The sequence below is a fragment of the Arthrobacter sp. EPSL27 genome, assembly GCF_001512305.1.
Taxonomy (GTDB): Bacteria; Actinomycetota; Actinomycetes; order Actinomycetales; family Micrococcaceae; genus Arthrobacter.
Genome location: NZ_LNUT01000001.1, coordinates 164,662 through 181,263, shown reverse-complemented (window position 1 = coordinate 181,263; position 16,602 = coordinate 164,662). Strand labels below are relative to the sequence as shown.

Sequence of the window (16,602 nt, the reverse complement as noted above, 5' to 3'; positions counted from 1 at the left end):
CTACTATGCCCACCCCTCCGGAAATTAGCCCCACAAAGGCCGAGGCCGACCTTCTCATTGCGTTTACACGCCTAGAGGGCAAGGTCGACGTCGCCCTGGCTCAGCACGGCGCCGACCTGGCCGTGCATGGCCGCGAACTCAGCGACCACGAGACGCGCCTCCGCGCCCTCGAAAACACCCCGACGGTATCGCCCCGCGCCCTCTGGACGACCGTCGCCTCGGCCGCCGGCCTCGCCATTGCCGCCGCTCCCCTACTCCAGCAGATTCTCTCCCGATAGGTGCCCTGAATGAACCGTGAACCCCTCGTGATCCGTGGCGCGATCGTTGCCGCCGTGACCGCCCTCCTCCACGCCCTGATCGTCGTCGGCGCCCTGCCGATCGACTCCGACGCCGAGCACGCGATCGCTGGCGCCGTCGACCTGATCGGCACCGCCGCCCTGGTGGTCTGGACTCGCGGCAAGGTAACGCCGGTCGACGACCCCAAGCTCCCCGAGCCGCTGAAGTCCGGCCCCGTCGGCTAACCGGCACGATCCTTCCGAAAACGCCCCTTCCTCTGCCTGAGGGAGGGGCTTTTCGTCGTTTCCGGCAATTTCTCGCCGAACTGAGCAAACCTGCCGGTCCTGGCTCCCTCTCCGAGTGTCCACTCCAACCAACCCAAAGGAGCCCCGAAAATGACCACTCCCGCCCCTCTAATCGGCCTGATCGGTAAGAAGCGCGTCGGCAAGGACACCTTCGCCGCCAAGCTGGTCCGCGACCACGGTTACGCCCGAGTCGCCCTGGCCGACCCGCTCCGTGAGGCCGCCCTCGCCCTCGATCCGATCGTCGGCACCTTCCCGCTTCTCGACGAAGGCGTGACCCGCGTCCGCGAGTGGCGCCTCTCGGACGTCGTCGAGTCCCTCGGCTGGGAGAAGGCCAAGGACTTGATCCCCGAGGTTCGCCGGACCCTCCAGCGGTTCGGGACAGAGTCCATCCGGTCGCTGGATGACCAATTCTGGATCAGGACGGCCTTCCAGCGGATCGACGCTCTCCGCGCCAACGGAACCCCCGTCGTCGTGACCGACGTCCGCTATCCGAACGAAGCCGACGCAATCCGAAACGCGACCGGCTACCTCGTGCGGATCGTCCGCGACCTGCCTCAGGACGGCGACACCCACGCCTCCGAGCGGGCAATGGACGACTACCGCGAGCACCTTCGAGTCCCGAACAATGGCACTCAGGACGAGCTTGAATATCTCGCCGGCGCCGTGGCCCGAGATATGACTTTCATCTACGCCTCACGCAAGTAACGCAATCAGCCCCGGTCTTCCCCAGGTGGGAGGGCCGGGGCTTTTTGCGTTACAAGGCAGACTAGCGAAAGGCGCTACGCGCTAGTAGGCTGACCACTATGAACAACACGACTGCCTCCCCCGCCTCTCTTCCTGACATTCAGAAGGCCGCGATCGAGGCTATCAGCCAGTCCCTCACATCCTCGGACAACGAGCGCACCGCGCTTCTCCGCGAGACGGCCCGGCGTTTCATCGACGCCCGCGCTCACTTCTTCACCCGCGAGGGTGAGCCGGACTGGCTCGGTCGCACCTACGCCTACCGGACCTGGGTCCGCGAGGTCATGAGCGCCGCCCACGTCCCCGGCGACGAAGTCACCAGCCTTCAGGCCGCGATCCGCTACCACTCCGGCAACCTCCTCCGTGACCGCCTCAGCGAGGAGGAGGTCGACGAGCTCGGCCTCCGCAAGGAGAGCCCCCGCGAACGCTCCGTCGAGAAGCGCGAGCGGTCCTCCGGCACCCTGAACATCTTCGGCGGCGGCGCCGAGCTCGCAAGCGTCGAGGAGATTCTCCAGCTCTGCACTCTGACCGAGCGGGCCCTGGCGCGTGTAAACGTCGACTCGCTCGCCAAGCTGCCCGCCAAGGACCGCAAGGCGGCGCGGGAGGCGTTGCGCCGGGTAGCGACCCGCGCCGAGGAGCTCGCCTCCTGACGCTCCCCATGACGAAATGACGAATGAAACGTCATTCTGCATCTATGTATAAGAGTTCTCTCTCTTAGCACTGGATACAGAATGACGTTTTTTTCGTCATAACGTCATGCCTCAATTTCCCCGGCCCCGCCCTGAGCAACCCGGCAGCCCCTGGCTCCCTCTCTTACTGTCCCCATCCCGACAGTGAGAGGAGCGTCCGCCGTGACGACACCCAAGGTAAATACCATCAAGCGAGGCGGCGCCCGCTTCTACGTGAACCCTGACGACGGCAAGATCAAGGTTCCTGGCGTAACCTCCATCATCGGAATGCTCCCCAAGGAGTTCCTCCGCTATTGGGCCGCTAAGGAAGTCGCCCAGACCGCCGTCGACGAGCTCGGCGTAATCGTGAGCATGGTCTTGAACGACCCCTCGGCCGCCGTCGACCACCTGAAGAAGGCGCCGGATCGCAACACGCGCAAGGCCGCCGACACGGGCACCGCTGCGCACGACCTCTTCGAGCGCATGGCAAAGGGCGAAGCGCTCGGCCGCGTCCATCCGGATCTCGAACCCTTCGTGCGGCACTTCGACGAGTTCCTGACCGTCGCCAAGCCCGAGTATCACTTCATGGAAGAAACCGTGTGGAGTGACAAGCACGAGTACGCCGGTTCCTTCGACGCCTTCGCCACCATCGGCGGCGAGCGCCTCTGGATGGACAACAAGACGACCCGCTCCGGCATTCACGAAGAGGTCGGAATCCAGCTGGCCGCCTACCGCTTCGCCGACTCGATCATCCGGAACGACGGCGGGCGTATTCCCATGCCTCAGGCTGACGGTGGCGCCGTGCTCCACGTCCGGCCCGAGGGCTGGAAGCTGGTCCCCGTCCGGTGCGACGAAGAGCTCTTCGACGTCTTCCTCCACCTTCGCGAGGTCTTCCGCTACGAGAAGGAAATCAAGTCGACCATCGTCGGCCGCGAGGTCTTCTCCGGACCTGCTGACGCGGAAGTGACCGGCCCCAAGCGCCGCGCTCCCCGCGCCCGCAAGACGGCCGAGTGAGGCTTTACCTCGCCGGCCCCATGACGGGATACCCCCGCTGGAACTTCGACGCCTTCGAGCGGGGCGCTTCGGCGCTCCGTTCGGCGGGCTTCGACGTGATCTCCCCGGCTGAAACCGACCTCGCCGAGGGCTTCGACCCCGACGCCCCGGCCGAACTGTTTACACGCGAGCACCTGCTGGCCGCCCTCCGGCGTGACGCCGAGCTCCTGCTCGCCTCCGACGGCGTCGCCCTCCTCGACGGCTGGCGCCACTCCAAGGGAGCCCTCGCCGAGCGAGCCCTGGCTCGCGCCGCTGGCCTCCCTGCCCGTCCCCTGCCGCTCTGGCTGGCTGACGGTCCAACTCTTCAGGAAGGAACCCACGAATGATCCACGGAAACCGCGACGACCTCCTCTGGCTCGCCGGACTCCTCGAAGGCGAAGGCACCTTCGACGCCCACCGGGGCAAGTACCCGCGTATCCGCCTCGCCATGACCGACCGTGACGTAGTAGGACGCGCCGCCTCTCTCATGGACGCGAAAATCCGCCTCTCGCTCCATCCCGCCCCGGCTAAGCCGACGTGGCACACGGAGCTCTCCGGCGAGAAGGCCGCGGAAATCATGCGCCAGATTCTCCCCTTCATGGGCACCCGGCGCTCCGGCAAGATCGCCGAAGTCCTCGGCGTCGCCCACTTCCGGCAGAAGGCCGTAATCGAGGCTGGGACGGGCTCGACCCCTGGCCCCCGTATTCTGCGCCCCGCCGGCGTCGCTAAGCCGCTGACGGCCGCGTAAAGCGCCTCCCATGAGGCCCTGAAAGTTTTCGACGAGCTCGTGAGCAGATCAGGGCCTCATGGCTCCCTCTCTACATGTCACCACGACAAGGGCCGACGGCCCGCCGAACTTACAAACGCATTACGAAAGGCGACTAACGCAATGGCACTGAAAATCTTTGGAGACAACCCCGAAACCGCCCAGAAGCCGCGCCAGCGCTTCGCTGACGACGTCGTAGGCCGCTTCCGCTCCGGCCACCAGCTGAACGGCCGCCCCGCCGCCCTGAGTGAATGGCGGATCACGACCGGCGACCCCGAGGTTGCCGACGCCGTCTACGAGCTCTTCGGCGGCGACCAGCCTCAGGAATGGGACGCCAAGGGCGAGGACAACCTCGAAGTCTTCACCGCCTCGAAGGAAATCGACATCATCCTGGAAGGCTCCAAGGCGCTCCGTCAGAAGATGGTCCTCTGGTCCCGCTCGGGCAAGCTGATCCAGTCCGGCGACGGTCAGACCATCGACTATCCGGAAGACAAGGTAGGCCCGGACCCCGACGCCCACCTGAGCTTTCAGGAACGCAAGGCCAAGGCCCGCGACGGCATCGGCGCCGAGCCTCAGATCGAGGTCTACTTCCGGCTCGCTGAAGACGAAGAGCTCGGCATCTTCAAGTTCCAGACCGGCTCGTGGAGCATGGCCTCCGACCTGGCCTACAACGACGTCGAGGGCGAGCTCGCCGACTACGCCGCCGACTCCGACACCGGCAAGGTCAAGGCAGCCCTGAAGCTCGAAGAAGTCTCCTTCGTTGCCAAGAATGGCCCCCGCGCCGGTCAGACCGTGAGCTACACGAAGCCGGTCCTGAAGATCAAGGGCGCCGCGTAATGGGCCTCATTGCCGGCCTCGTGTGGGCCGCAATCGTCGCCTTCGGCCCGGTCGACCTCGACTTCTGGACTGAGGTCGGCCTGATCTTCCTCGGCGCCTTCATCCTCGGCGCCCTGGCTGAGAAGTAGCACCCCCGCCCCGCTCTGGCCCTCACCGGCTGGAGCGGGGCTTTCCCTTTTACCTCTGGAAGGAGCCCCTCGTGAAAATCCCCGTAGAAGCCGCCCCGAGCGAGCCGACCAAAGTCCTCGTGAAGAAGTCGAACCTCCCGCCCGCGACCCTCACGGCCGCCGACCGTTGCGACCGTTGCGGGATCACCTCCCGCGCCTATGTCGCCGTCATGCTCTCCGTCTCCCGCGAGGGCCTCCTCCCGCTCTACTTCTGCGCCCACCACTACGCCGAGTTCGAGCCGACGCTCCGCGAGAAGGCCGTAATGACCGTCGACGAACGCTGGCACCTGGCCGCCTCGGTCAAGGCGCAGAAGCAGGACGTCCCCGCCTACCTGAACACCGTTACCCGAGGAGGTATCTAATGCCAGAAATCACCGTTTACACGACCCCCGGCTGTGTCCAGTGCCGCCCGACGAAGTCCACGCTAAGGAAGGCGGGCGTGACCTTCCGCGAAATCGACGTGACGCTCCCCGAGAACGAAGCCCACGCCGAGCACATCAAGGCCCTTGGCTACACTCAGGCCCCCGTCGTCATGACCTCCTACGGCGACGAATGGACGGGCTTCCGGCCTGACCTCCTCGACCTCTTCATCGAGCGCTGGAAGGAGGCCGCCAGCGAATGAGCGCCGCCAAGTCCAAAGGGACGGCCTTCGAGACGCTGATCGTAAAGGCCCTGGCCTCCTACTTCGGCGGACGGTACGGCCTCGCCCCGCGCCGCGTCGCGCAAGAGGGCTTCAAAGACTCCGGCGACGTCCACGGCGTCTCGCCGTTCATCATTCAGGCCAAGGCGTACAAGTCCTGGGAGGAGGCGATCCGCCTCGGCCTGGACGGCGCCGAAAAACAAAAGCACCACGCAGGGGAGCCCTACGCGGTGGCTTTTGTGAAACGTCCGCGCCGCTCGATCGGCGACGCCTACGCGGTTATGAATGTTGCGACTTTCGCCCGCCTCCTACTACGGCTTCGTAGCGCTGAGGCCGGCCTGAGGGCTTCTGACCCGGCCGCCTTCGAGGTCCACGCTTCTGGAACCGCCGAAGACACCGAGAGGCCCTTTCCTAAGGGCTAGAGCCACGGCACGGCATTGAGCACATCCATGAGCCCGAGGCTCGCAAAAGTGCTTATTCCCAAGCTCCACGCCTGACCGGTCGTTTTCGGTAGCCACCGGGAATACGAGCCGTCGCTGAACACCGCCATTTGTGCGTCAGGCTCGCCGATCACTGGGAGAAGGATGAACGTCCCCTCCTCGTGCTCGGCGGGCCGTTGCGGTGCTTCTACATCGTGCATTTCATGCTGCCTCCCCCACACGCGGCCAATAGCTCGCGTAGCGCGTTTCGTTATGACGCCCACAAATATAACTGACTTCTGCCCCCGGTCTGAGCAAGACGCTCCCGGCTGGCTCCCTCTTCTTCTGAACCAACATTCCCCTCTCCGAAGGAGGCCCACGTGACCCTCGCTGACCTAATCGCCAAGCTCGACGACGTCGAAACCACGCCCGACGGCTACCTCGTTCACTGCCCCGCACACAACGACTCGAAGCAGAGCCTCCGGCTGACCGTGAGCGACGCGGGCAAGGTGCTCCTCCGGTGCCGCGCCGGTTGCGAAACCCCCAAGGTGGTCGAGGCCCTCGGGCTGACCATGCGCGACCTCGCGACGATGACGGCCGGAGAGGTCGACTTCACCGCCCGCGCAACGTCCCAGGACGTCCCGGCCTCCCCCGCCGACGTCGCCGCCCTCGCCGTGAAGCTAGACGGCTACGCGGCCAAAATCCTCATGATGGACTCGAACGCCGAGGCCGCCTTCCAGTACGCCGCCGACCGCTTCGGCGTCACGGCCGAGGACGCCAAGCGTATCGGGCTCGGCTTCGCTGACGACCTCGGCGGCGGTCCTCGCCTCGTGGTCCCCTTCCGCGATCGCGACGGCGTCGCTCGCGGCTTCCAAGCCCGCGCCCTGGCTAGGGACGCCGCCGTTCGCTGGCTCGGCCCCAAGAGCCCCGACGGCGCCTCATGGGCCAAGGTCGGCTACTTCCCCGGCTCTGCTGGCTTTGACGAAGTCCTGATTACCGAGGGCCCCGGCGACGCGCTCACGGCCTCCTCGGCCCTCGGCTTCGACACCATCGGAATCCGCGGCGCCGGCCTTTCCTCGAATCCGGCCGTCGTCGCCGAACTGGTCGCCATGCTGGACGGCCGCGAGGCGGTCATTGCCGGAGACGGCGACCCGGCGGGGCGGCGGTTTTCCGTCACTTTGGCCGAGGCGCTCACCGGCCACGACCTCCGCGTGAAGGTGCTCGACCTGCCCGACGGGATGGACCTTACCGACTGGCGGGCCGCCAACCCCTCCCGCTTCTACGCCGAGGCGATCCGTGCCATTGCCGAGGCCGAAACGGTCAAGAGCCGCTCGGCCGCCCTGCTGGCATGGGACGAAGACCGCTACAGCCTCACGGACCTCGGCGGCGCCCGCTACCTCCGCGACTTCGTAGAGTCGCTCGGCTCCGGCGTCCGCTACACCGAGGAGGTCGGCTTCTACCTGCTGGAGGAAGGCGTCTGGAGGAAGGACGACCGTCAGGCGATCCGGACCCATGCCCAGACCGTCGCCGACTTGCTGAAAGACCTCGCCAACGACGCGAGCGAGCTGGCCCAGCTGGACGGCGCCACGAAGGACGACAAGGCACGCGCCGGACGTCTCCGCGCCTACTCCAAGCACGCCCAGACCACGCGAGGACTCGACGCCATGCTCCGCGAGCTTCAGGCGGTCCAAGGCGTCCCGGCCTCCGTGGGCGACTTCGACAAGCACGCAGACCTCCTCGCGTGCCGGAACGGCGTCGTGGACCTGCGGACGGGCGAGCTCCGGCCCCACGACCCGGCGCTTCTGCTGACCCGCCGCGTCGACCTGGACTACGACCCGAACGCCCGCGCCCCGCGCTGGGAAGCCTTCCTCGACGAAGTATTCCCGGCGTATCCGGACCTCCCTGCCTATATGCGGCGCCTCGTGGGATACGGCATCACCGGCCACACGACCGAGCAGTGCTTCGCGGTCCTCTGGGGAACCGGCGCCAACGGCAAGAGCGTTTACACGGACACGCTGACGGAAGTCTTCCGCGAGCTCACCACCACGACGCCCTTCTCGACCTTCGAGGATCGAGCGAGCGGCGGCATTCCGAACGACCTCGCGGCCCTGAAGGGCGCCCGGTTGGTCATGGCCGCCGAAGGTGAGCAGGGGCGGCCTATGGCCGAGTCGGTCCTGAAGCGCGTCACCGGCCGCGACCTGATCGCCGCCCGGTTCATGCGTAAGGAGTTCTTCGAGTTCCGGCCTCAGTTCCTCCTCAACCTGGCTACCAACTTCAAGCCGAGCTTCAAGGGGCAGGACGAAGGGCTCTGGCGGCGAGTGAAGCTGATCCCCTGGGAGCGCTACTTCAAGCCTGAGGAGCGCGACCACCGGCTCAGCGACAAGCTTCTCGCCGAGGCCGAAGGCATCTTCGCATGGGCCGTCCGCGGCGCCCAAGAGTGGTACAAGGGCGGCCTCCAAGACCCGGACATTATCCGGAGCTCGACGAAGGAATACCGGGAAACCTCCGACGCCCTCGCGGGCTTCCTCCCCGGCGTCTTCGTGCAGGACTCCGAGGCCGGCCGCGTTGAAGGCAAGGTGCTCTTCGACGAGTACCTGAAGTGGGCCGACGAAGAGAACCTCCCCGGTAAGGAGCGCTGGACCCGGCGAACCTTCTTCGGCGCCCTTGAAGAGCGTGGTCTGACGAAGCGCAAAACCATGAACGGCGTTGCCTTCGACGGCATCCGGCGAGCGCGGCGCACCGACGCGGTCCCCGACCACGCCGAGCCCGAGAAATCCGATCGAGCAGAAGAGGCCCCCCTGGCTCCCTCTTCTACTGAACCCAAAACGGTCCGCCCCATTTCCGGCGCCGACCTCGACTCAATCATCTAGGGAGAAAACGTGATCGACCTCGAAGACGACGTAGACCTCGAACTCGACGAGCGCGAGTACGTCTGCGGAACGTGCAACCTCGTTCACTGGCGCGGGGCTCCCGACCCCTGCGACCGGGTCTAGCTGACCGACCGCCCCTCCCCTCGTGACTGGACTCCGGAGGGAGGGGCGCCAAGGCCGGGACAAATCAGGGCGACCCGAAATCGTCGGCGGTGCAAAGCCGCCCCCGGCCACTATCCCCCGTTTACACGACCTCGAAGGAGGGAACCCTTGCTCATCCTCAATCACACGATCGCGGGCGATGCTTGCACCATCTATTTCCCGGAGCGGCGTTCGGAGCTCGCGGGCTTCCGTGACTTCCTGGCTCAGGGCGACAAAGTCCTCGGCCTCGACACGGAAACCACCGGCCTCGGAATCTACGAAGACGGCTTCGAGTGCCGCCTCGTGCAGATCGGCAACGGCCGCGAGGCGTGGGTACTCCGCGTGGACCTCTTCGCCGACGTGATCTGTGAGGCCCTCCGGCAAAACCGGCATTTCGTCGTCCACAACGCCGCCTTCGACCTTCAGGTGATCGACCGGACCCTCGGCGTGAAGATCGAGGAGCTCGCGGATCGCGTCTTTGACACGAAAATCTTCGCCCACCTTCTCGACCCCCGCATGAAGTCCGAAGGCGGCGCCGGCCTCAGGCTGAAGGAGCTCTCGGAAATCTACGTCGACGACACGGCGCCGGACACCGAAGAGGGCCTTTCCTCGATCTTCTCCAAGCTCTACGCCGACTGGAAGAAGACCGTCTCGAAGGAGACCGTCGACGCCCACGTTCGCAAGAGCGGCAAGCGCCCGCACGTTTCCTACGGCTTCGCCAACATCAAGATCGACCACGAGCTCTACGTCCGCTACGCCGGCCTTGACGTAATCCTTGTGACGCGGCTCTTCTACGAGCTCGCGCCGACGATCAAGGATCTAGGTCTGAACCCGCTCTCGAAGTTCGAGCATCACCTTCAGGGCCTCCTCTGCGTCATGCAACGCAAAGGCATGAAGCTCGACGTCGCCTACATTCACCAGCTGCGGCTCGACCTCCAGAAGGAGCACGAGGACTACGCCCTGGTCGCCAAGCGCTACGGCGTGGAGAACATAAACTCGACCGACCAAGTCGCCGACGCGCTCCTCGGCATGGGCGAAACCCTCACCGAGAAAACCGACGGCGGCAAGTGGAAGGTCGACAAGGCCGTTCTCTCCACCCTGGCCGACCTCGACCGGGAATGGGAGCGGATCGAAGCCCGCGATCCGAACCCGCTCGCCGACGCCGTCATGAGAGCCAAGCGGGCGAGCAAGTGGCAGACCTCCTATGTCGACGCTTTCCTCGACTACCGCGACCCTGACGACCGGCTCCACGCCTCGATCAACGGCCTTCAAGCCCGCACAGCTCGAATGTCCGTCTCCCGGCCCCCGCTCCAACAGTTGCCCTCCGGCGACTTCAAGATCAGGCGGGCCGTCGTCGCCGACCCCGGCCACGTCATGATTAGTTCCGACTACGACCAGATCGAGCTACGAGTGCTCGCGGCCCTCGCCGACGTGAAGGCCATGAAGCACGCGATCGAGACGGGCGTCGACCTTCACGGCTACACCGCCGAGCTTGTCTACGGGCCGAACTACACAAAGTTCCACCGCAAGCTCATGAAGGGAACCGGCTTCGGCAAGGTCTACGGTGGCGGCGCCGAAACCCTGGCACGGCAGACCGGCGCCCCTATGGACGGCGTCAAGCACGCGATCGCCGAGTATGACCGCGTCTATCCGGAAATCAAGCGCTACTCGAAAAAGCTCCAGAGCCGCGCCGAGTTCGGCAAGAAGGAAGTAATCACGGTCAGCGGCCGTCACCTTCCGCTCGACCGCGACCGGCTCTACTCCGCGACCAATTACGTGATCCAGTCGACCGCGCGCGACATTCTCGCTCAGGCGATCGTGGACCTCTTCGACGCCGGCCTCGGCGACTACCTGCTCTTGCCTATCCACGACGAACTCCTCGCTCAGGCACCGGCAGACGTCGCCGACGAAGTGGCTGCCGAAATCGGCCGGATCATGTCCGGCATGTTCTACGGCGTGCCGCTGAGCTCGACCGGCGAAGTGACCGGCCGCAACTGGGGAGCCGCCTACGGCGCCGACCCTATGGCGGGCATCTGGTGAGCGCTCCCGACGTCGTCGCCTCCCTGATCGAGAGGCGGCGGCGTCAAGTCCTGGTTCACTCGATCCTCTACTACAGGCTCGACTCCTCCCTGATCCCCGACGCGACCTACGACGCATGGGCTCAGGAGCTAATCCGCCTTCAGTCCGAGCACCCCAAAATCTCCGAGAGCGTCGCCTATCACCGGGACGCCTTCCGGAACTTCACGAGCTCGACCGGCTACGACCTACCCCTCGACGACGAACGCGCTAACCGCGTCGCCGGCGACCTCCTCACCTACTCCGAAAGGACCACCACGAAATGAGCAATATCAACCTCGCCGACACCGTCCGCACCGTCGCCGAAGAGTCCCTCCGGCTGGCCCTGGCCCTCGGCGTCGCCGACGAAGTCCAGTGGGAACGCTCCCCGGTTCCTCAGCCCCGCGAGGACACCACACAGCGGGCCTCGGGCGGCCACGGCGACCCGACCGGCGACATTGTCCTCGACCCCCGGCGTTTGGCCGTCAGGGATGCCGTAAGCGCAGCGGAGGAAGCCCTCGCCCGCTACGCCGTCGAGCTACGGCAGGCGCGTGTAAACGTCGAGGCAGCGGTAGCCCGCTGGAACGGAGAGTAACCCGGACCTCCACGCAAAACGCCTCACGTATAACAAATGGATAACGAGCTTCGCCCTAACTTGCGTGAGGCGTTTTGCGCCTTCTAACCTTGATGCCACCGATTCAAAAAATCTATATCGGTCAATACAGATATGGCGTAAAACGCCTCACGAAAGGATGCCCAAAAATGGCCCTCGACAAGGCTCTCTCCGACATCTTCGACCGCAACATCGAACGCCGTTTCGACTCCGCCGAGGCCGAGCGCGAGGCTATCGCTGCCGCCAAGGCTGGCGACTCCGAGGCCACTGTCGCCCTGCTCTACGCATACGCTCACACACTGAACAAAACGGTCGGCCGCTTCCGCAACGCTGGCGGCGCCAACGCCACGGTCGACCAGAAGGAAGAGCTCCGCTCGCTGGCCGTGACCGGCCTCTACGAAGCGATCCACGCCTTCGACCCTGAAGCTCACGATCGGCTCGCCGCAATCGTATCTCAGCACCTCTGGCACGCCGTATCTCAGCTGAACGGGACAATCGCCTTCACGGTCCCCCAGCGGACCCTCACCCGGTTCTACTCGATCCTCCGCAAGGCCAACGACAACGTCTACGAGGCCGCCGCCCTGGCTCCAAAGTACGAAATGAGCCGGGAGACGTTCTTCTCGGTCCTCTCGGCCGTCCGCGACGTCGACTCCTACGACGGCCTGACCGGCGCTGACGACGAACACGGATCGGCCACAAAGGGCGGCCAGTCCGCCGAGGGCTCCCGCGATATTGACGCCCGCCCGATCTGGGACAACTCGGCCGCCGAAGAAGACGCCCTCCTCGTGGCCGCTGCCTTCGACGCCGTCGACGACACCGAAGAGCGCGTATGCCGCCTGGCCTACGGCTTCGAGACTTACGGCGATCCCGTCGCCGACGCAGAAATCGGCCACAAGCTCGGCATGACCCGCCCTACGGTCCAGCGCCGGCGGTCCTCTGCACTCGGCAAGATGCGTCAAGCTCTCGCCGTCGCGTAAGTCGCCTCACACACCACCACTCACGAAAGACCCTCGGCAAAACTGTCGGGGGCCTTTCCGTGTCACGACTTGCGCAAGACTCCTTGCGTGACTTAGGCTGTTTACACAAGGCAAGGACAACCACCCGAGGGAAGGAAGCCCCAAAATGACCGCCAAGTTCACCACCCGCGAGGAATGGCTCGTAGCCGCCGTCGAGGCCCTTCGCCCGCTCTTCTCTGCTCTCACCGCCGAGACCATCCCCGCCGTCCGCGTCTCCGTCGGCTGGCCCGGTGGCAACGGCCGGAAGAACTCCGTGATCGGTCAGTGCTGGTCGACGAAGGTCGCCGCCGACTCCGTCTCCCAGCTGTTCATCAGCCCGGTCCTGGACGACGCCGTGCGCGTCTTGGACGTCCTGGCCCACGAGCTCATTCACGCTATCGACGACTGCCAGAGCGGCCACAAGGGACGCTTCGCCAAGATCGCCAAGGCCCTCGGCCTCACCGGCAAGATGACCGCTACCGTGGCCGGCGACGCACTGAAGGTCGAGCTCGAAGCGGTCGCCGCCGAGCTCGGCGAGTACCCGCATGCGGCGCTCGTAAGCCCCGGCGAAGGCGCCGACGGCCCGAAGAAGCAGACCACCCGCATGATGAAGGTCGAGTGCCCCGAGGGCTCCGGCTACAAGGTCCGCCTCACCCGCCAGTGGCTCGCCGAGTACGGCGCCCCGATTTGCCCTCACTGCGGCGAGCAAATGCTCGAAGCGTAAGGCGCCCTCCGCGAGATCGGTGCGGCCTCTGCTCGTAGGCCCTCAGTAAGTTACTGGGGGCCTACGAGTGTTTACACGGTGTGGGATCGAAAGTAATTGCAAACGCCGGCTTTCAATAAGGCATGACCGCCGAGCCCGTCACCGAATACCCGCCCGAAGCCTACGCGCGGGGCTGCGTCACCAACTACACAAAGGACCAACGCCAATGAACCTCGGCTTTGTTGACGTGCTGGGGCAAGATGACGTTTCCGGGCAGGTCCGAGTAGGAGGGATCCCTAAGCACCTCCCCCGAATAAGACATCTCTCCATCCGGTCGAATGCGGATTCTATTGGAGTCAAACAGCGTGTGAACATCGGATCGGAGGCACAGGCCATTACCAACCAGGTCTGAACCGTCCGATGCCACCGGTCTGATGTGGGCCGCCTGAAGAACCGCGGGCAACTGAGTACCGGTCAAAAGGCAACGTTGTTGAGAAATGTCGAGCACATCGTCGCGGAATTTTTTCTGACCGGGCCGGTCGTAGACTTCACGCGAGACACGACGACGTTCCACTCGGACGCTAATTTCTGCCGCAACTTCCTCGATCCCGATATCACCCAGGAGGCGAGCCGGATCGATGTCAGCTAGTTCAAGAATGTCGTCTGGCAGAGCGAAAGCCAGCTTGTACTTCTGATTCGACGGAGGCGATTCCACTTCACGAAGGAGGTTGTGGCTTGCTAGGAACAGGAGAAACTCAGCGGACACGCGACGATCGTTCGACTTGGAGACCGTTGTCGGCCAGGAGGAGATGTCCAGCAGTCCGGCGCGGTGGTAGGCAATTGCCATCGCAATTCGCGAGGGATCCGTTGTTGTTGCTGACAGGGGCTGAACTATATCAGCGAGTTCAGACTCGGAGATGTACAGGTCTGTCCCAGGTATATCCGCGAGGGCGGCGACGATCTGAAGGATCAAGAGCAATGGCCGAAAAGAAATCCCAGCAGCTTTCCATTCAGCAACTTCTTCGGGCCGATACACCGAACTAGGAAGCCTCAGGTTGAGCACAGTGTGTACGGCGAATTCCTGGAGACTAATATCCCTCGCAGCATAAAGCTTTCCCAGAGGCGTTAGGGTAATTGGAAGCTCCGGCCCTAGTACTCCCAGAACTTTCCAGTACTGTCCGGCGTTTCTGATGATGTTGCGTTCGTTCGCTCCACGTGCCAGCGATGGACCCTTCGCGAAATCGATCTCTTTCTCGATCCGCCTTAGGTCCGCAGTAAACCTCGGATCACTCTTGCGCCTACCCTGATTGCTCGCAAGTGCGCGGAGAACGCCGACAAAATACTCGGGTCTGTTTAGGCTCTCAGTTGGCTGGAGGCTAGCCCACTTCCATTTGTAGTCCGCGAAGGGGAGCGTCGGCGTCGGCTCAATCATCACCTGTGGTGACCTTCGCCGTCTTCAGAGCGTGCTGAAGTGATTCAGCGACTGCGCGACCCATGCTTGGTGCGACGGCGTTGCCAATGAGGCGGTAGGCGGCGGACTGGTTGCAGTCAAAGTCGAAGTTGACCGGGAACGACTGGACGACAGCGAGCTCGCGGACCGACATTCGCCGTTCATTCGACGGGTGATGAAGCACTACAACTCCACCCTTGTTGTCGCCCCGCCCAGTGACTGTGGGGGCGGGCAAGTCGGGGTCGATCGCGCGGTGTCCGATGTAACCGTTGAACCGCAGTTTGTACTTCGAATAGGTGTGGTTCGTCAAGTCGTGTTGTGAGTCTGGGTCTGGGATGTCTCTCAGTGCGTGACCTACCGAGACCCAAGGCAACTTCCCCGAGTCCGGGCGTCGACCGTGAGTCGGGGACGGAAAGTCGAAGTCAACCTCGAGGTCCTGACGGACGCCGACGATAAAAACGCGCTCTCGCCTCTGCGGAACTCCGAAGTCCGCTGCGTTGAGAACCTTCCACTTAACGTCGTAGCCGAGCTCTTCAAAGTCCGCGACGATCCTGCGGAGGACCTCGCCTTTGTCCATCAATACCAGGCCTTTGACATTCTCAGCTACGAAAGCCTTGGGGCGCTTGGAGGCCACGACCCGCAGCATTTCCATATACAAGACGTTGCGGGCGTCGTCTGCGCGTCGGCCCGTGTTGGCAAGGGAGAATCCTTGGCATGGGAAGCCCCCCAGAACGACGTCGCAGCCAGGAATTTCTTCCGACGGGATCTCGCGAATATCGCCGAGAACTGCATGATTGCCGAAATTGGCTCTATAGGTCGAGACAGCGTCCGGATCACTATCGTTCGCCCAGACCAGGTCATAGCCTCCGGCCATCGAGAATCCAAGGTCCAAGCCGCCCGCGCCCGCGAACAGCGAAACTACTTTGTGCTTCACGCTGCACGCTCCGAACGACTCATAGACGAAAGGAGTGTCTCTTCAGCACTCGCCACGGCGTTCCCAAGGGCACGTCCGAGTCCGACAGGAACCGCGTTGCCTACTTGCCTATACGCAGAGCCCAAACGCCCCACGAAGTTGAACGTCAGCGGAAATGTCTGAATTGCTGCGCTCTCCCTGATACTCATCCGGCGCAAGCCGTTCGGGTGCGGGGTGGCGTTGACGCCACCCCCGCCGTTCCCTCTCGCCAGGATGGTCGGGGATGGCTTGTTCGGATCAGTGGATCGATGTCCGGTGAAGTTGCGCTCTACGAACTTGTAGCGCGAAAACGCTTGGTTGGGGACTGCGTCCGGAAACTCTATGGGGTCAGGAACGGCCGCAAGGGCCTCACCAACTGTCACGTGAGGAAGCTTTCCTTCAGCAGAGGGCAGAGAAGAATGCGTCGGTTCGGGGTGAGTGAGGTTCGCAGACTCAGGCAGATCTACGCGCGTTCCCATGAAGATTACGCGATGCCGATTCTGCGGCACGCCGAAGTCGGCCGCATTTAAGACCTTGGCTGCGACGCGGTAGCCTGCTTCCTCAAAACCCTTGGTGATGCTTTCAAATGCTCGCCCCGAGTCCAGAGACAGGAGCCCGCGCACGTTCTCGGCGATGAAGTATTTCGGCTGCTTTTCTGAGAGCACTCGCACGAACTGACGATACAGAGCGTTTCGTGGATCATCCAACGCCCGATTGAGGTTGGCTTGAGAAAAACCTTGGCACGGGAACCCGCCCACGACTATGTCCGAATCAGGGATGTCGGACGACGGCACGTCCTCGATCGACTTGAGCACGATGTGCTTACCTATGTTGGCCGAGTAGGTAGACACGGAATCCTGGTCAAAATCATTGGCCCAGATGACTCTATGACCCGCCTGTAGTAGACCTAGGTCGAGGCCACCAGCCCCTGAAAACAACGACACAACCTGCACAATTCCTTCTTCCCTAGCT

The 16,602-nt window shown here is 64.0% G+C and carries 22 protein-coding genes; 18 read left to right on the top strand and 4 right to left on the bottom strand.

Annotated features, from left to right (window positions below):
• The first annotated feature begins 5 nt into the window (after positions 1–5).
• The 12 genes from AR539_RS00705 (at position 6) to AR539_RS00655 (ending at position 5,854) form a co-directional block, all read left to right on the top strand.
• Positions 6–278, top strand: coding sequence for a hypothetical protein (locus tag AR539_RS00705; protein ID WP_066431331.1), 273 nt, complete (start codon positions 6–8; stop codon positions 276–278).
• A 9-nt stretch (positions 279–287) separates the two neighbouring features.
• Positions 288–521, top strand: coding sequence for a hypothetical protein (locus tag AR539_RS00700; protein WP_066431327.1), 234 nt, complete (start codon positions 288–290; stop codon positions 519–521).
• Between the two features lie 150 nt (positions 522–671).
• On the top strand, positions 672–1,286 hold the full coding sequence (locus tag AR539_RS00695; protein WP_066431324.1) for a hypothetical protein: 615 nt from the start codon (positions 672–674) through the stop codon (positions 1,284–1,286).
• A 98-nt stretch (positions 1,287–1,384) separates the two neighbouring features.
• On the top strand, positions 1,385–1,972 hold the full coding sequence (locus tag AR539_RS00690; RefSeq protein ID WP_066431321.1) for a hypothetical protein: 588 nt from the start codon (positions 1,385–1,387) through the stop codon (positions 1,970–1,972).
• A 201-nt stretch (positions 1,973–2,173) separates the two neighbouring features.
• A complete protein-coding gene (locus AR539_RS00685) occupies positions 2,174–3,004 on the top strand; it encodes a hypothetical protein (protein ID WP_066431311.1) in 831 nt (276 codons plus the stop codon).
• Complete coding sequence (locus AR539_RS00680) at positions 3,001–3,369, top strand: DUF4406 domain-containing protein (RefSeq protein ID WP_157360887.1); 369 nt, start codon at positions 3,001–3,003, stop codon at positions 3,367–3,369. Before AR539_RS00685 ends, AR539_RS00680 begins: the two co-directional genes overlap by 4 nt.
• On the top strand, positions 3,366–3,770 hold the full coding sequence (locus AR539_RS00675; RefSeq protein ID WP_066431302.1) for an LAGLIDADG family homing endonuclease: 405 nt from the start codon (positions 3,366–3,368) through the stop codon (positions 3,768–3,770). The genes AR539_RS00680 and AR539_RS00675 overlap by 4 nt, the downstream gene beginning before the upstream one ends.
• A gap of 141 nt (positions 3,771–3,911) precedes the next feature.
• A complete protein-coding gene (locus AR539_RS00670) occupies positions 3,912–4,625 on the top strand; it encodes a recombination directionality factor (protein WP_066431296.1) in 714 nt (237 codons plus the stop codon).
• A complete protein-coding gene (locus tag AR539_RS19785) occupies positions 4,625–4,753 on the top strand; it encodes a hypothetical protein (RefSeq protein WP_269433659.1) in 129 nt (42 codons plus the stop codon). The genes AR539_RS00670 and AR539_RS19785 overlap by 1 nt, the downstream gene beginning before the upstream one ends.
• 71 nt (positions 4,754–4,824) lie before the next feature.
• Positions 4,825–5,154, top strand: a complete 330-nt coding sequence (locus AR539_RS00665; RefSeq protein WP_157360886.1) for a DUF7455 domain-containing protein — start codon at positions 4,825–4,827, stop codon at positions 5,152–5,154.
• Positions 5,154–5,414, top strand: coding sequence for a glutaredoxin domain-containing protein (locus AR539_RS00660; RefSeq protein WP_066431294.1), 261 nt, complete (start codon positions 5,154–5,156; stop codon positions 5,412–5,414). Before AR539_RS00665 ends, AR539_RS00660 begins: the two co-directional genes overlap by 1 nt.
• Positions 5,411–5,854: a hypothetical protein gene (locus tag AR539_RS00655; protein ID WP_066431291.1), complete on the top strand. Its 444-nt coding sequence runs from the start codon at positions 5,411–5,413 to the stop codon at positions 5,852–5,854. Before AR539_RS00660 ends, AR539_RS00655 begins: the two co-directional genes overlap by 4 nt.
• Here the strand turns inward: AR539_RS00655 and AR539_RS00650 are convergent.
• A complete protein-coding gene (locus AR539_RS00650) occupies positions 5,851–6,072 on the bottom strand; it encodes a hypothetical protein (RefSeq protein ID WP_066431289.1) in 222 nt (73 codons plus the stop codon). The genes AR539_RS00655 and AR539_RS00650 overlap by 4 nt on opposite strands.
• A 159-nt stretch (positions 6,073–6,231) precedes the next feature.
• On the opposite strand from AR539_RS00650, the gene AR539_RS00645 reads away from it, so the two are divergent.
• The 6 genes from AR539_RS00645 (at position 6,232) to AR539_RS00620 (ending at position 13,249) form a co-directional block, all read left to right on the top strand.
• Positions 6,232–8,721: a phage/plasmid primase, P4 family gene (locus tag AR539_RS00645; protein ID WP_066431284.1), complete on the top strand. Its 2,490-nt coding sequence runs from the start codon at positions 6,232–6,234 to the stop codon at positions 8,719–8,721.
• 270 nt (positions 8,722–8,991) lie between these two features.
• On the top strand, positions 8,992–10,902 hold the full coding sequence (locus AR539_RS00640; protein ID WP_066431282.1) for a DNA polymerase: 1,911 nt from the start codon (positions 8,992–8,994) through the stop codon (positions 10,900–10,902).
• Entirely contained in the window at positions 10,899–11,204 is a 306-nt protein-coding gene (locus tag AR539_RS00635) for a DNA ligase LigA-related protein (protein ID WP_197410519.1), read from the top strand. Before AR539_RS00640 ends, AR539_RS00635 begins: the two co-directional genes overlap by 4 nt.
• On the top strand, positions 11,201–11,512 hold the full coding sequence (locus AR539_RS00630) for a DUF7169 domain-containing protein (protein WP_066431281.1): 312 nt from the start codon (positions 11,201–11,203) through the stop codon (positions 11,510–11,512). The genes AR539_RS00635 and AR539_RS00630 overlap by 4 nt, the downstream gene beginning before the upstream one ends.
• A gap of 167 nt (positions 11,513–11,679) precedes the next feature.
• Positions 11,680–12,507: a helix-turn-helix domain-containing protein gene (locus AR539_RS00625; protein WP_066431279.1), complete on the top strand. Its 828-nt coding sequence runs from the start codon at positions 11,680–11,682 to the stop codon at positions 12,505–12,507.
• 145 nt (positions 12,508–12,652) lie between these two features.
• Positions 12,653–13,249 carry a SprT-like domain-containing protein gene (locus AR539_RS00620; RefSeq protein WP_066431277.1) on the top strand — a complete coding sequence of 199 codons (597 nt, stop codon included), beginning with the start codon at positions 12,653–12,655 and terminating at the stop codon, positions 13,247–13,249.
• A gap of 184 nt (positions 13,250–13,433) precedes the next feature.
• Here the strand turns inward: AR539_RS00620 and AR539_RS18845 are convergent, their stop codons facing one another.
• Genes AR539_RS18845 through AR539_RS18840 form a run of 3 tightly spaced genes read right to left on the bottom strand, consistent with a single transcriptional unit; the run spans position 13,434 to position 16,583 of the window.
• The gene (locus AR539_RS18845; protein ID WP_082699124.1) at positions 13,434–14,660 is read right to left on the bottom strand and encodes an HNH endonuclease; all 1,227 of its coding nucleotides are present in this window, start codon (positions 14,658–14,660) and stop codon (positions 13,434–13,436) included.
• The gene (locus tag AR539_RS00615; RefSeq protein ID WP_197410518.1) at positions 14,653–15,612 is read right to left on the bottom strand and encodes a DNA cytosine methyltransferase; all 960 of its coding nucleotides are present in this window, start codon (positions 15,610–15,612) and stop codon (positions 14,653–14,655) included. Before AR539_RS00615 ends, AR539_RS18845 begins: the two co-directional genes overlap by 8 nt.
• A complete protein-coding gene (locus AR539_RS18840; RefSeq protein WP_082699123.1) occupies positions 15,609–16,583 on the bottom strand; it encodes a DNA cytosine methyltransferase in 975 nt (324 codons plus the stop codon). Before AR539_RS18840 ends, AR539_RS00615 begins: the two co-directional genes overlap by 4 nt.
• Between the last annotated feature and the right edge of the window lie 19 nt (positions 16,584–16,602).

Bases quoted from the DNA above. Each gene is read 5' to 3' on its own strand.
- AR539_RS00705 (WP_066431331.1), top strand. From the start codon at position 6: ATGCCCACCCCTCCGGAAATTAGCCCCACAAAGGCCGAGGCCGACCTT.
- AR539_RS00700 (WP_066431327.1), top strand. From the start codon at position 288: ATGAACCGTGAACCCCTCGTGATCCGTGGCGCGATCGTTGCCGCCGTG.
- AR539_RS00695 (WP_066431324.1), top strand. From the start codon at position 672: ATGACCACTCCCGCCCCTCTAATCGGCCTGATCGGTAAGAAGCGCGTC.
- AR539_RS00690 (WP_066431321.1), top strand. From the start codon at position 1,385: ATGAACAACACGACTGCCTCCCCCGCCTCTCTTCCTGACATTCAGAAG.
- AR539_RS00675 (WP_066431302.1), top strand. From the start codon at position 3,366: ATGATCCACGGAAACCGCGACGACCTCCTCTGGCTCGCCGGACTCCTC.
- AR539_RS00670 (WP_066431296.1), top strand. From the start codon at position 3,912: ATGGCACTGAAAATCTTTGGAGACAACCCCGAAACCGCCCAGAAGCCG.
- AR539_RS19785 (WP_269433659.1), top strand. From the start codon at position 4,625: ATGGGCCTCATTGCCGGCCTCGTGTGGGCCGCAATCGTCGCCTTCGGC.
- AR539_RS00660 (WP_066431294.1), top strand. From the start codon at position 5,154: ATGCCAGAAATCACCGTTTACACGACCCCCGGCTGTGTCCAGTGCCGC.
- AR539_RS00655 (WP_066431291.1), top strand. From the start codon at position 5,411: ATGAGCGCCGCCAAGTCCAAAGGGACGGCCTTCGAGACGCTGATCGTA.
- AR539_RS00650 (WP_066431289.1), bottom strand. From the start codon at position 6,072: ATGCACGATGTAGAAGCACCGCAACGGCCCGCCGAGCACGAGGAGGGG.
- AR539_RS00630 (WP_066431281.1), top strand. From the start codon at position 11,201: ATGAGCAATATCAACCTCGCCGACACCGTCCGCACCGTCGCCGAAGAG.
- AR539_RS00625 (WP_066431279.1), top strand. From the start codon at position 11,680: ATGGCCCTCGACAAGGCTCTCTCCGACATCTTCGACCGCAACATCGAA.
- AR539_RS00620 (WP_066431277.1), top strand. From the start codon at position 12,653: ATGACCGCCAAGTTCACCACCCGCGAGGAATGGCTCGTAGCCGCCGTC.
- AR539_RS18845 (WP_082699124.1), bottom strand. From the start codon at position 14,660: ATGATTGAGCCGACGCCGACGCTCCCCTTCGCGGACTACAAATGGAAG.